Here is a 13,290-nt window from a genome sequence, read left to right as displayed (position 1 = left end):
GCCGACGCGAGCCTGTGCCGCTTGCCGGAGGGGTGCTGACTTTTTCCACGTTGATCCTCAAAGACAGGGAAGCTACCGATGGTAGGTTACGGAAAAGAAAACTCGTGTTAGGTTTCCTACCAACAGTAGGTTAACCGAAAGGAGAACACACGATGTCATTGCATCCGATACTTTTCATGGGCGGTTCAGGGGCAATAGGCCACCGCACCGCTCAAGCGTTACGCAGTGCTCATCCCGGGATTTCACTGCTGATCGGCGGCCGCGATCTTGCCAAGGCCCAGCAAGCGGCAGAGCAACTCGGCGGGGCGCAGGGGATAGTGATTGACCCGGCAGCCGATGATTTGGGCCTCGGCGATCGCCAGGTTAGCGCCGTGGTGGTCCTTTACATGGATCACTCCCTTGCCGGCCTGCGTTACGCCCAAAAACGTGGCGTGCCGCATCTCAGTATCTCCTCCGGGGTTTTCGAGATAGCGCCGCAAATCGCAACCTACATGCACAAGCCTGACATCGCGCCCATTGTGCTCGGTTACGAGTGGATGGTCGGCGCAACAACGGTAGCGACGCTTAGCATCGCCAACGCTTTCAGCCGCGTTCAAGACATCGTGATCGACGCGCTAGTCGATGAGCAAGACACAGGGGGCCCGACTGTCGCGAAGGATTTCGAGCATCTGAGCAAAATGTTGCCTGCGGCGCTGAGCAGACGCGATCAAGCCTACATCTGGCGCGACGGACAGGATGCCAAGGTCACCTTCAACGCGGTGGATAGTACCCCGATCGAAGGCAGCGGCTTCTCTTCTATCGATGTTGCCGGCTTGGCTGCCGCGACCGAGGCGCCCAATGTCCAATTCAATCTCGCCATCGGCGTTAGCTCGACCCGACGCCGAGGTCAGCCAATGTCGACGGAGATCATCATCGAGCTTACCGGCGAGGATCTGCACGGGAAACACCTGCGCACGCGTCATGCAGTTATCCATCCAAGAGGCGCTGCCGCCCTCACCGGCCTCAGCGTGGCAATGCTGCTGGAGCGGTTGCTTGGGCTGGATGGCCAGCCTGCCCCGCTCCCCGGTCTCTACTTTCCCTACCAGCTTCTGGATGCAGATCAATATTTGAAACGCCTGGCACAGGAAGGTGGGGAGCTTTGTGAATTACCCACGTGAATAAACGTCGGCCGTGCCGGTAAGCCGGGTGTTGTCATCCGCAGACTGGCAGCCCCTGCTACGGTGAGTGTCCCACCTGAGTTTTGGCTCATCGCGCGGGTCCCGATAACTTCGTATCGGCGCTCCTCGGTTTGAGCGGCCATTGCGCCGCTCACGGAGACGAAGGCATTCGGTTTTGATGTTCAGGACGGTTCGGGCACGATCGGCTTGGCTGAACGAGCCATTGGATCGGCCGGATCACTGGCGAGGTGTTGCCAGGGCTAATGCACGCCGACAAATTGTGCCGATATCTTGAGAATGCCAGGGCTTGGGGATGAACAGCGGAGCATATCCAGACTCAAGGATCTGTTGCCCTTTTCCACCGGAGGACAAGATCACGGGTATGCGGGGCCAATGAGCCTGCACTCGATTAGCCAGACCGATTCCGTTCAGCCCACCAGGCAGATGGATGTCGGACAGCAGAAGATCTGCCCCTCCCAAGGTCTCGCACAGCCAGTGCCAAGCGTCGTCGCCCGTCTCTGCTGTCACTACCTCGAAGCCTTCCATCTCCAGAATTTCATGTATCAAACTGCGGATGAGCCAGTCATCTTCCACGACTAAAACCGTTGATACCACTGCCATGTGCTCGTGCTGGTTTGACATGGACTTTGGACTGGGTCGCTGCCCGCGGGTTCCACTAACGATACGGCTGTTGCTCAGCCCTCGTCGCGCGGTCATGACGCCCAACCTGAGTGGCGTTTAGCTCTGTGCCAAGCCTGAGCGCCCCAATGCTCTACACGCTTGCGAGTCGCTGCTTTCGACCAGACGCGGACATCCTTCCATGCCCAGATCGCCGGGCTGGCTGCTTCGCTGGCCCGCAGTACGTTGTTGGCATCCTCTGGGGCAGGCTTAGGCGATAGCACCCAAGCCTGCCCAGGCTTTCAGGCGGCGCGAGAGCTTAGAACTGCCAATCCAGCGACAGCCCTACCCCGTGGGTTTTATCCCGGGCACCCAACAGGCCGTTGTAGTCCAGATTGATCCGCGCATCCCTGCTCAAGGCAAGGCTGGCGCGGGCGCCCACGACGGCAGCGTCCCGGTCCATCGACACGCTTTGCACGGCAAAGGTATTCGCACCGCTGGCAAAGGCCAGATGCTGCTCGGCCGAGGTATCGCTCAGGTTATGCTGCCAACCCAGGGTACCGGACACATCCAGCTTCTGAGTGTCGTTCAGATTGAAACGGCTACCGGCGCGTGCGCCAAGGGTGGAGAGCACGGTGTCGCGGGTGTCGTCGCTCCCCTTGAGCGCCGTGGAACCCCCTTTTTCGGTGAAGCTGTCGCTATCGAAGTGCACGTAGGCCAAGTTAGCGAAGGGTTCCAACGCCAGGCGTTGCAGGTTGAGACGATAAGCGGCTTCGGTGAATACCTGGGTCGATTGCGCATCGCGCTTGACCTTCTGCCGGTCGGCCAAACTGCCCAACTGCAGGTCACGCTTGACGTCGATGCGGTGCCAGCTATGGGACGCGCCAGCGGTGAGGCGCAACGCACCTTCTTCATGGCCGATGTAGGCACCCAAATGGTAGCTGTCGGCTGAAGCCCGCGAGTGGGTATCGTCGCCCATGCCCAATGAGGTATCGCTGTAACCGACCATGGCGCCCAGCCGGGTATGCTCAGCCACCAAGCCGTCGACACCGGCGAGCAGACCGCCCAGTGATGAGGTAGAACTGGCGCTGTCGCTGCTGCCGGCGTTCTTGCCCCACGCGCCCAGGCCTTTCACCCACCAGTTGTTTGCTTCAACACCCGCCGCAGGCTGGTCGTACAGCCCTTCGACGCGCAGGCGATCACCCACGGCATCGCGTACCTGGCGGCTGTCATTGATCAACTGAGTGGCAATGGCCGGATGTACTTCGCCGGACAACTGGGTGTAGGCCCGCCGAGCCGTAGCAGCATCAGGGCTCAGCAGCAGCTCTTCATACACCGCGTTACCGCCTCCTAGTTGCTCGGCGGCAGCCGCTACGTTGGCCTGGTTAGCGGTTTGCGCGGCGCTGGCGAAGCTGTCCGCGTTGCGCTCCAGGGCCAACGCAACGCCCGTACCGCCGTAGGCGAGACTCCCATCCAGAAAAGCGTAGTTGTCCAGCACGGACCCAAACTGGCCCTGCACGCCGCCAGCGGCTTGCAGCACGCTGAACTGTCGGCCGACCAGGCTGTTGACCTCGCCTGTGGTGAAGCCGGCGCCGTTTTCCAGCGAGACGGCCATGGTCGCACCGCTCACCGTCGCCTGCCCGCCGGCGATGATGCGGTCGCTGCCGGTGGGCGACAACTCCACCGCATACACAGCGCCGGGCGCCAGGTTAAGGTCCCCCGCCACGTTTAAGGTGCCTACGGAATTGCCCGGCGCTACCGTACCGCCACGGTTGGCGGTGAGGGACGCGACCCGGCCGTTGCCGCCCAGTATGCCGGTGTCGTTAATGGTCACCGCCGAGGCCAGCGAACCATTGACCGCCAGGCGCCCTTGATTGATCAGGGTTGGGCCGCTGTAGGTGTTGGCGCCGGTCAGCACCAAGGTCCCGATGCCCAGCTTGGTCAAGCCGCCATGCCCGGATATGTCATTGCTCCATACGTCCCGCCCGCATTGTGGCCCGCTGCAGGTGCGCTGGGTCGGTTTACCCGCATCGACCACTGCGCCTATGCCTGGCAGGTTGACGACGAACTGGCTGTCGCCATAGGCGCCGCTGATACGAAACTCGGCAGGAATATCCGCCTCGGTGACGAACATGCTCGGGCCGTTGACGGCCTTGCCCAGATTGATCATGCCCCAGCCATAGAGCGCGTCCACGCCAGGCGCGCCGAGGTCGGTGGCGGTGGTTTTCAACACGTCGGCCACCTGTGCGCCGGTCATGTAGGGGAAACGCTCCATCAGTACCGCCATGCTGCCCGCCACATGGGGCGCGGCCATGGAGGTACCGTTTTTGTTGGCCCAGCCCACGGTGAGGTCTTGCAAACTGGTGCCGTTGAGCACGGAGCTGTAGATCCGCGTACCGGGTGCCGACACGCAGAAGCTGGCCGTGTAGCCGCAGCGAGAAGAAAAGGTGCTCAAAATATAAGGCGTGGCGCCGGCGGTCGTGGCGTTGGGGTTTTGCTGCAACGCAGCAACGGTCAGCCAGTTGGGGGCGATCTCTGGCACGAAATACCCCAGCCCGGCCATGGCGTCCGGGTTGTTCAGGTTGTAGTCGTTGCCTGCGGCGAAAATGGTGACCACGCCGCTGCGCGCGGCATCGATGGCGCCCTGGTAAGCGCCCCCCGGGCGAGTGCCGAGGATCTGTCGGATCTGATCGAACTGCAGCTGCGCATCCTGCACGGTAAAGTGCGCAAAGGCCGGGTCGCGACCGCCTTGGGCAAAGCGCTCGGTAATACCAATGCCCCAGCTGTTATTGATGAGGCGCGCGCCACTATTGACCAAGGCGTTCCAGCCAGCCTGGTAAACCGCGCCGTCGTTGCCCAGCACAATGCCGTCTTCCGGGCCTGGGTCGCCGTTGTCGGCGCTGATGATCTGGGCGTTGAAGGCCACGCCGTGCATGGGTCCGCCGTCTCGGTTGCCGCCAGCGATGCCACCTACGTGGGTGCCGTGGTTGCCCAACCGGCCGTTGGAGTCAGGGGTGGGCGCGCCATCGTAACGAAAGGCGTCGCCGGCCTTTACCGGAATATAAGGGTCGGTATATTCGCGAATGCCACTGGTTACCAGGTTGATCACTTTATCCGGGCTGGCAAATTCCGGGTGAGGTGCGTACACCGGCTGATCGAAAATCCCCAACTTTACGCCCTTGCCGGTGTAACCGGCCGCGTAAGCCTGGTCGGCGTTGATCGCGCCCAGCCCCCATTGGGCAGTGAACTCCGGGCTGCGCCAACTGGCGGCATTCCCGGCCTGACCGGCTTCGGCGTAAGGCGCAGCCTGAGCTACGCCGAGGGTGCTCAAGTAACAGGCCAGGGCGCCGCAAGAAACGCGATTGGCTTGCCTAATAGCGTGGCGAATGGAGCTGACAGCAACCTGTCGAGTGGTGGATGGCTTTTTCATCAATATAACTGTCCTTAGTTAGCGCACACGAAACCCCGCGCGAATGCCGCCTTGGCATCCGCGTGGTTCTTTTTCCAACAATGGGTAGATTGGAACCTTTAGCGTCAGGCAATCGGCGGGCGAAATCCTGGTTCGCCCTGCCGCTTTTTGTTTAGAACTGCCAGTTAAAACTCAAGCCGATGCCGTGGCTTTTTTCACGGCTGGCCAGTTGGCCGTTGTAGTCCAGGCTAACGCTGGCCTCACGGCTCAGAGCCATGCGGGCATGGGCGCCCACCAGGGCCGCGTCACGCACCAGGGGCGAGCTCTCGATGCCAAAGCTACTGCCGCCTGCCGCAAAAGCCATGTGCTGCTCCGAGTCGATATCGCTCAGGTTGTGCTGCCAGCCCAGGCTGCCGGAGAGGTCCAGCTTTTGACGATCAGTGATTGCGATGGTTTTAAGCGCCCGTACACCCAGCGTGCCGAGCGCGGCTTCACGGGTATCGCTGCCGGATGCAAGCGCTGCGGCATCTCCCTTCTCGGTGAAGCTGTCAGTGCCCAGGTGTACATAGGCCAGGTTGGCGAAGGGCTCAAGCACAGCGGCCTGCAGCTGAATACGGTACGCCGCTTCGGTGAATACCTGTGCGGTTTGCGCATCGTGCCTGGTTTTCTCCCGACCACTGGCGCCGCCAACCTGTACATCACGTCTGGCATCGATCCGGTGCCAGCTGTAGGCACCGCCGAGGGTCAAGCGCCAAGCGCCGATCTCATGACCCATGTAGGCACCCAGATGGTAGCTGTCTACCGATGCACGGGAATGCGTACCCGAGCCCATGTTGACCGAGCTGTCACTGTAGCCGCCTACCACGCCAAGGCGAGTGGACTCACCTACGTCGCCATCGACACCCGCCAGCACACCGCTGATGGACGAGGTATAGCCAGCCGTATCACCACGGGAGTCTGTTTTGCCCCATGCGCCCAAGGCCTTGACCCACACGTTGTCTTGCGCCGCGGTATTGGCATCGGCACCGAACACGCTGGTCCCCAGACGCTCGCCAACGGCATCACGTACATAGCGGCTGTCGTTGATCAACTGGGTGGCGACTGCCGGGTAGATCTCGCCCGACAGCTGCTGGAAACTGTCCCTAGCCGAGGCGGCATTTGGCGCGAGCAGCAGGTTTTCATACACCGCGTTGCCCGCCCCCAATTGCTCGGCGGCCGAGGCCACTGCTGCCTGATTAGGGGTTTGCGCCACGCTGTCGAACGCCGCCGTGCGCTCGATATTCAGCGCAATACTGTTAGCGGCGTAATCCAGCCGGCCACCGAGGAACGCGTAGTTGGCGGTGACCGCAGCGAACTGCCCGCTCACACCATTGGCAGCTTGCAACACGTTGTACTGGCGGCCAACCAGGGTTTGGCCAGGCGTGGCGTTCAAGGCCGGCGGCGTCGGGTCCAGCGCCAGGGCCATGTTGGCGCCCGACACCGTGGCACTGCCGCTGGCCACAATGCGGTCACTGGCCGTTGGCGAAAGCTCCACCGCATAGGTTGAGCCCGGCGCGAGCGTCACGTCACCGTTCACCCGCAAGGTGCCGATGGAGTTACCCGGCGCAACCTGCCCGCCGCTCATCGCCGTGAGGTTACCGACCTGGCCATTGCCGCCCAAGGTGCCACCGACATTGACCTGCACGGCAGACGCGAGGGAGCCATTGACCGACAGCACACCACCGTTGACCTGGGTATCGCCGCGATAGGTGTTGGTCCCTTCAAGGATCAACCGCCCCGCGCCGGACTTGATCAGGCTTCCCTGGTACTGGCGCTGAGCCGCTGCCGCAGCACGGGCGGTGCCCACGGCATAGTCGGTTTGGTCCTGTTGGCTGGCGGTGCTGGCCACGCCGTTCTGCCAACCTCTGCTGACCAGGGTTTGCTGCCAGGCAGCCTGTTCAGCGGTGTCCTCGGACTGACGCTGAATCAACGCCCGATCAGAAATATCGTTGCTCCAGACATCGGTTTGGCCGGCGCCCAGGGTGGCGTCGAAGGTCCCCAGCAACTGGCCGGGGCCGCGCATCGCCCGCTCCAGGTTGACGACACCCCAGCCCACAGCGCCATTGGGGGCCTGGGTGACCGAACCATCGAGTTGGGTCGCGGTGGTGAGCAGCACCTGCAAAGCCTGCTCGTTGTTCATGTAGGGGTAGCGCTCCATCACCAGCGCCAATGCGCCCGTGGCGTGGGGCGCGGCCATGGACGTACCGGACTTGAGCGCATAACCGCCGCCAGGCACGGTGCTGTTGATCAGCCTCCCCGGTGTGGTGATGCACCAGTATTTGGCAAGGCCGCATTGGTTGTAGCGCTGGGCGTTGGAGCTATCCAGTCCAGAAACCGCCAGCCAGTGGCCTTCCAGGTCAGGCTCGAAATACGGCAGCGCAGAACGCACACTGGCGTTGGCATAGCCGGTATTGCCAGCACTGAAGACATTGATCACGCCCCTGCGCGCCACGTTAGCCGCTTCATCCAGCCAGGTGCCCCGGTTGTAATGCTGGGCGTAGGCGGCCTGCACCCCGCCCAAAGTCGCGTAGGTCACATCCGGCGGCTGGCTACCCCAACTGTTGTTGATCGCCCGCACGCCGGCATCAGCCAATGCGCCATAGGCTGCCTTGAAGTACTTGGGGTCCGGGCTCGGGCCAAACAGGAAGCTATCGCTCTGGTTAGTGTTGGCCACATAGATTTGCGCGTTGTATGCCACGCCATGCATGCCAACGCCATCACGGGCCGCGCCCATGGTCCCGGTCACGTGCGTGCCGTGGGTGTCGTTATTAGGGTTGATAGCACCCGTGACGCTAAAGGGCGAACCATCCACATAGGTGCCATTGGCCGTTACCGCATGGTAGCGGGATGGGCTGGCTTCGGGATGAGAGGGGTCGAATCCCGAGTCCATCGCGCCGATTTTTACGCCGTTGCCGGTGATACCGGCAGCATAGGCCTGGTCAGCCTGGATACGGCCCAATCCCCAGTCGCTCTGAAATTCTTGCGAGCGCCAACTGGCCGCGTCGCCCAACTTCCCCTGTTCTGCGTAGTCGGCGTAAGCCGAGCAGCCAAAGGTAAAAGACAACGCGCAAAGTGCGGTCGTGGTTACGGGTTTAACGGAATAACGGACAGCACTGGACGGCTTGAACCTTCGCATCCCTGCACACCTTTTTATTTGATAGCTCCCTATTGAGCGCCGTAAGAAAATAGTCCGCCCGGAACGGGATGGCAACTAATTTGTTTCAAAACTGATACAAAGCTTACTGCAGCAAAAAACGGGGCTTATCAGGGAAAAGGGCACTGTTGTGAGGCATCTCTAGCGTTTCCGGCACAACTAAAGCGCATTGCGGAATAGTGGCCTTTTAGTTACTTCGTCAAAAAGGCCGTAGTGTGCCCTCCGCAGGAGTCTTGCCCGGCGGAGACAGTTACCAATCCAAGCGAAACGCATGTCAGGGAGATATTCAGGTAATGAATTATGAAACTCTGGTCGAGCCACTACTTAGCCATGCCATAGCACCATTTTTGACCAGTGTGAAGCGCTGAGTAAGCCTGACGGCGCAGTCGTGGTACTTGGGAAGGTATGTCGGCCCCCTAAAACGATGGGGCGCTTTGAGGGATCATTATTGCTGTATGGGCTATCGTCCTTGTATCGCTATGCCACCTACTTACGTTATCAGCGTTTATGGGCGTTAAACGCACGGACGCTAAAGGATCAGCTGGCGAAGTTATTATGTTCGCGCAACTTTCCGTAGCGCTGTCGATAATCGCTGGACTTGTGGCTGGCGGGCGAGCCCCTGCGGCAACGCAGCGACCAGCTTGTCCTCGGAGGCCAACAGAACTATCTTGGCTTAGGTCGTCCGAGGCATGAGCTCTCCACTGGTACTCGCCCTGCAACCCATGTGCTCATCCCGAGTAATTGCATCGGGTCGAAAGAAGCCCTCCCCGCCGATCCCTCTAGTCCGTTGCCGTCCATATGATCTCGAAAGGGATCCTTTCGGATACTCCACACACACATATTGCGCAGGAGCGGTTGTCGGCTAGAGGCCATCATTGCGATGATGCAAGTAGATGCACGATACCCGTATCGGCGTTTAGCTGGCCGGTTACGTTCAAACACAAGAATGAGACATGGAATATCGGATTCTGATTGCCTCGGACGTGATCCGTGATGGCCTGGGACTAGAGCTTATTAACGCCACCATCAAATATGCGCCGAGGCTTTGGGCCGGGATTCTGATAACACATTGAAAGTTTCGCTATTCGCTGAGGATCTGCCATTCGTACGGTCGGAAATCTAGTGCTGAACGCCTGAAAAGAATTGGTTCGCTACGAGCGATGGCACACCCTTGCCCTCTGCTATCGCTCTCCAAACCTCATAGACATAAGCCTTCAGACAGTTCTTCCCGTGGTAGCGCTGTGCAGCCATCTGTAAGTGCTACCTTCACACCTGACCGGAGAAGCTTAGGATGATGGTGTTACCGAAAATCGAACTCAGGGAACTGTCCGTGAAAGCGGAAGCGTACGGCTTGACGTTGGGTGATCTTATTCCCATCTGCGAACGCTTCGGCGTTGCACCGCATGATGTACTGAACGAGCTGTCCATTGCGGTTGCGGAAGGCTATTTACAAGGATATCTGCTCTATGATTTTTGCGACGGCGTTATGAACGGGATCATAAATGCTGTTGTTGAAGTCGGTATGACTAACGACATGCCCCAGCCCGCGTTCTCGCTTTGCCAAGCATTCGATCAAGGTGAATGGTTCCGCAGTAACGACCCGCCGGAGACTGACCCCAGCGATAAATACACGAAGCCGGTGGTCGAGGAAATAATGCGCACCCTTAGAGGCTAGCTTTCACAGATGGAGAGGCTTGGCTTTTCTGCTGGACGGCAGGGTATCGAATACCGCTTTTGGCCGCTTGTAGCCCTCTAGGCAGGGCAGCCAGGGGTCGAAAGCTGTCATTCTCAGAATACCGAGGCATGGACCTGTCAACGCCAATCAGGCTGTGAATTACGCTTTATGTAACCCCACACACGGAGCGTACCCTCCTCAATTGAATATCTGATACCGCACTTGCGAAGGGTCGTCTCCAACCACACTGTCGACAACGCCTTGAGTTCCAGCCATTCGATTTCAGCGACCGGATGGATGTGGAAGTGCCAATCGGCATCCCATTTCAGAACATGGCCCGGAGGAGCCAACACGCTTCGTAGCCTAAACTTGGGCTCCATCTCCGGGCAACTGATCATCGAGTTGATCATCTCACCCCATTTGGTGTTATTCATCACTGGAACCAGCTCACCCGCATCTAAAAGCTTTGCAACTTTGGCGCGAGAAGCGTCATCCAGTCCTGGGATCTTATACATGGGTACCCCAGATTGGCGCTGGAAAACAACATCCTAGCAGGCTGATTCTGATGCCCCAGATGTCGCGCAAGCGGAGCGGTGATTTTTGACCAACCAGCTTGCCTTTATTCCAGGGGTGATACGAGGTAGCAGTTTTTGCGTTCAGGTCATTACCTCCGTTGATGGAGGTTTAGCATCACCCTGTGCAAGAAGGGCCGCAGTCGGCCCGAAGCGGCCTATCGCTTTGGCTAGCAGTCGGCCCAATGTCCTATCCTACCTTGCTAAAAAAGCTACTCCATGTCTTCCTCGACGCAAATCCTGGCAGCAGCCACCAACCTATTAACGAGAGTTTGCTGGAGGCTTGAGCCCTAACAGGCCTAGCGGTCAGCGAAATTTGAAATGCACCACGCCGCCTCAAAGCGGCGCAGTGCAAGTGAAGCAGTGCTCAATCAGGCAATGTAATGGCTCGGGTCCAGCGTGGCCGCCGCCCCCACCACTTCCACTGGCACTACGGGCGCGAATACCATGTTGTCTTCGTTCAAGACATCGAGCCAGTTACCGGCCAAAGCAATTTCGAATCTGTGGCCTTGGCTATCCTCATCTAGGTCCTTGAGGTAGGTACGGTCCAGATCCCCGTTGTAGGCCATTTTTAACGTAGTCCCTGTGCCGTCACCGAATTCGGTGTAGCCCAACTGCGACACATCGATCTTGTCGCTAGGGCCTGCGAACCCGACGATCAGGTCGACAAAGCTTTTCGAGTCGGTACGGTAGCTGTCGTCGGTAGACAGGTAGCGGAAGATATCGTCGTCTTGATGGTTATCGACAAAGTACGAGAAATCGCCTCTGTCACCACCATTGAGTTGGTCAGCGCCCTGCCCCCCAATCAAGATATCGGACCCTGCCCCGCCGTTGATGCGGTCGTTGCCAGCGAGGCCGTAAATCACTTCCGACAGGGCCGAACCGGTAATGGTATCCCCGCCCGAGGTGCCCTCGATGACAGGGCGTGCCGTCACCACATTATCGCTGTTCAGCTGACTGGCCAGGTTGCCGTCCAGCACCAGCTCAAAGCGATGCCCGGAGGCGTCCGCATCGTAACTCTTCAAGTATGTACGGGTACCTTCTGCATTCGTTTGTACAGCGAGCGTGCCGTTGTGGCCATTGCCAAGACCAGCAAAACCAAGGCCGATCAGGTCAACGCGGTCTTGGGAGGCATCGAAATCCACAATACGGTCACTGGCTTGGCCGGTGCTCGTGCGGTAGCTATCTGCTATGTCAGTGAAACGGAATATATCTGCGCCGGCACCGCCGGTGAGCACGTCCCGCCCGCCATTGCCCTGCAAGACATCGTCGCCCGCAAAGCCGTTAATGAATTCAGCGGCCTCTGTGCCTCGCAGGATGTCCTGCCCCACGTAACCGTCGATATGGACCTTGCCGTCCTGGCTGCCGAAGGTGGTATCGAGGCTGCCATCTGCATTGAGACGCGTGATACTGAAGTCAAGGTTATGCAGGCCCGCGACCACGATTTTGCCATCTGCCTGTACCGTGACAGCGTCTGGCGAGCTATCGCCGATAGTGACTATGCCCTTTTCGCCGAAGCTGGTGTCAAAGGAACCGTCGGCATTGAGCCGCAGTACACTCGACACCGAGCTTGCAATGTCGTGGCCTACCACGATGATTTTACCGTCCGCTTGAACGATCACTTCAGAATCGCTTCTGAAACCCAAGGCTGTATCTAAGTAGAGGATACCCTGATCCCCAAAGCGAATGTCCAGCTCACCGTCCGGCATAAAGCGCTGGAGTACGTATTTGTCAACAAAGCGGATGTCCGTAGGCGAATCGTGCGGAACCTCGACCATATAGAGCGCGCCGAGAAGAACACTGCCATCGCGCTGGATACTGGTTGAAATATCACCACTCCCAAGGTCAGATGTGGTGTTCAACGCCAGCGTCCCCTGGTCACCAAAGCCTGTGATCACGACGCCATCGCTACTCAGTTTAGTCACCTCAACCTGACCGGTGCCGCGAATGCTCACATACACGGTGCCATCAGCTTGAGCTTTGAGATCCATGCCGCCGTAGAGGTCGGTAGCGATCGTCTGTACGCCGTCCTTGCCGAATGTGCTGTCGAGCGTACCGTCACTATTGAATCGCTCTACCCGTATGCCGCCTTCCACCGAGTGGGCAGCCACCACTCGCCCATCCGGCTGAACAGCCATGATGTCGTAGTCCCACTCTAGATCTATGCTGGCCGGAACGACATCCACGCCTCCCATGCCGAACGCGGTGTCCAGGCGACCGTTCGGGTCGAGCCGCACCACAGAGTGATCAAGCTCGTAACCATAGCTCTCCTCGCCTGGCGCTCCGGGGTAACCCCAGGCAAGGTGCTGGCTATAGCCACCTACCAGGATCTGGCCATTGCTGTTCACTAATACGCTTTCTGCGTAATCCAGCTGCCCTGTAAGATCGACACTGACCGTGCCGACGCCGGTGGTAACAGTGTGAGTGGGTACTGACGTGCTGGCGTTAGTGTTCACGAATTAATCCTTTAATGGTTCGGGTTGGATCCTCCACTGTAGTTCAGCTTTTGCCGTTTGCATTGGCCGGGCCTGCCGAGGGATATAACAATCGCTGGACGGTCCATTGCCTACTACCACAGAGGTCGAGAGCGAAGCCCTGGCGGTGCTTCATCGCTAATGGGCGTGGTATCGAAAGTACTGAAGGTGCGCCCCCCTGGATGGTGCTGG

The 13,290-nt window shown here is 59.3% G+C and carries 7 protein-coding genes and 1 pseudogene; 2 read left to right on the top strand and 6 right to left on the bottom strand.

All coding sequences use genetic code 11. The features are described from left to right. Nucleotides 1–152: 152 nt before the first annotated feature. Nucleotides 153–1,157: a saccharopine dehydrogenase gene (locus tag LT42_RS00560; protein WP_037008993.1), complete on the top strand. Its 1,005-nt coding sequence runs from the start codon at nucleotides 153–155 to the stop codon at nucleotides 1,155–1,157. A gap of 237 nt (nucleotides 1,158–1,394) precedes the next feature. Here LT42_RS00560 and LT42_RS25045 read toward each other — a convergent pair whose 3' ends face one another. The 3 genes from LT42_RS25045 to eprS form a co-directional block, all read right to left on the bottom strand. Further along, a complete protein-coding gene (locus LT42_RS25045) occupies nucleotides 1,395–1,778 on the bottom strand; it encodes a response regulator (protein ID WP_160176702.1) in 384 nt (127 codons plus the stop codon). Nucleotides 1,779–2,094: 316 nt separating this feature from the next. Further along, nucleotides 2,095–5,205, bottom strand: coding sequence for an autotransporter domain-containing protein (locus LT42_RS00550; protein ID WP_037008988.1), 3,111 nt, complete (start codon nucleotides 5,203–5,205; stop codon nucleotides 2,095–2,097). Nucleotides 5,206–5,356: 151 nt separating this feature from the next. Beyond that, nucleotides 5,357–8,359 carry an autotransporter serine peptidase EprS gene (gene eprS, locus LT42_RS00545; RefSeq protein ID WP_037008987.1) on the bottom strand — a complete coding sequence of 1,001 codons (3,003 nt, stop codon included), beginning with the start codon at nucleotides 8,357–8,359 and terminating at the stop codon, nucleotides 5,357–5,359. Nucleotides 8,360–9,668: 1,309 nt separating this feature from the next. Here eprS and LT42_RS00535 point away from each other — a divergent pair. Next, nucleotides 9,669–10,052, top strand: coding sequence for a hypothetical protein (locus LT42_RS00535; RefSeq protein WP_037008985.1), 384 nt, complete (start codon nucleotides 9,669–9,671; stop codon nucleotides 10,050–10,052). A gap of 137 nt (nucleotides 10,053–10,189) precedes the next feature. Here LT42_RS00535 and LT42_RS00530 read toward each other — a convergent pair whose 3' ends face one another. The 3 genes and pseudogenes from LT42_RS00530 to LT42_RS00525 all read right to left on the bottom strand — a co-directional run bounded on the left by LT42_RS00530 (nucleotide 10,190) and on the right by LT42_RS00525 (nucleotide 13,080). Next, a complete protein-coding gene (locus LT42_RS00530) occupies nucleotides 10,190–10,567 on the bottom strand; it encodes a DUF6678 family protein (protein WP_037008983.1) in 378 nt (125 codons plus the stop codon). A gap of 37 nt (nucleotides 10,568–10,604) precedes the next feature. Continuing rightward, nucleotides 10,605–10,712, bottom strand: a pseudogene (locus LT42_RS25545) (integrase); the annotation flags it as partial. Between the two features lie 283 nt (nucleotides 10,713–10,995). After that, a complete protein-coding gene (locus LT42_RS00525) occupies nucleotides 10,996–13,080 on the bottom strand; it encodes a calcium-binding protein (protein ID WP_037008980.1) in 2,085 nt (694 codons plus the stop codon). Between the last annotated feature and the right edge of the window lie 210 nt (nucleotides 13,081–13,290).

The organism is Pseudomonas lutea, assembly GCF_000759445.1.
In the GTDB taxonomy this organism is placed as follows: Bacteria; Pseudomonadota; Gammaproteobacteria; order Pseudomonadales; family Pseudomonadaceae; genus Aquipseudomonas; species Aquipseudomonas lutea.
The sequence above is the reverse complement of the archived record's forward strand: the minus strand, read 5'-3'. Positions and strand labels throughout refer to the sequence as shown.

Bases quoted from the DNA above. Each gene is read 5' to 3' on its own strand.
- LT42_RS00550 (WP_037008988.1), bottom strand. From the start codon at position 5,205: ATGAAAAAGCCATCCACCACTCGACAGGTTGCTGTCAGCTCCATTCGC.
- LT42_RS25045 (WP_160176702.1), bottom strand. From the start codon at position 1,778: ATGGCAGTGGTATCAACGGTTTTAGTCGTGGAAGATGACTGGCTCATC.
- LT42_RS00530 (WP_037008983.1), bottom strand. From the start codon at position 10,567: ATGTATAAGATCCCAGGACTGGATGACGCTTCTCGCGCCAAAGTTGCA.
- LT42_RS00560 (WP_037008993.1), top strand. From the start codon at position 153: ATGTCATTGCATCCGATACTTTTCATGGGCGGTTCAGGGGCAATAGGC.
- eprS (WP_037008987.1), bottom strand. From the start codon at position 8,359: ATGCGAAGGTTCAAGCCGTCCAGTGCTGTCCGTTATTCCGTTAAACCC.
- LT42_RS00535 (WP_037008985.1), top strand. From the start codon at position 9,669: ATGATGGTGTTACCGAAAATCGAACTCAGGGAACTGTCCGTGAAAGCG.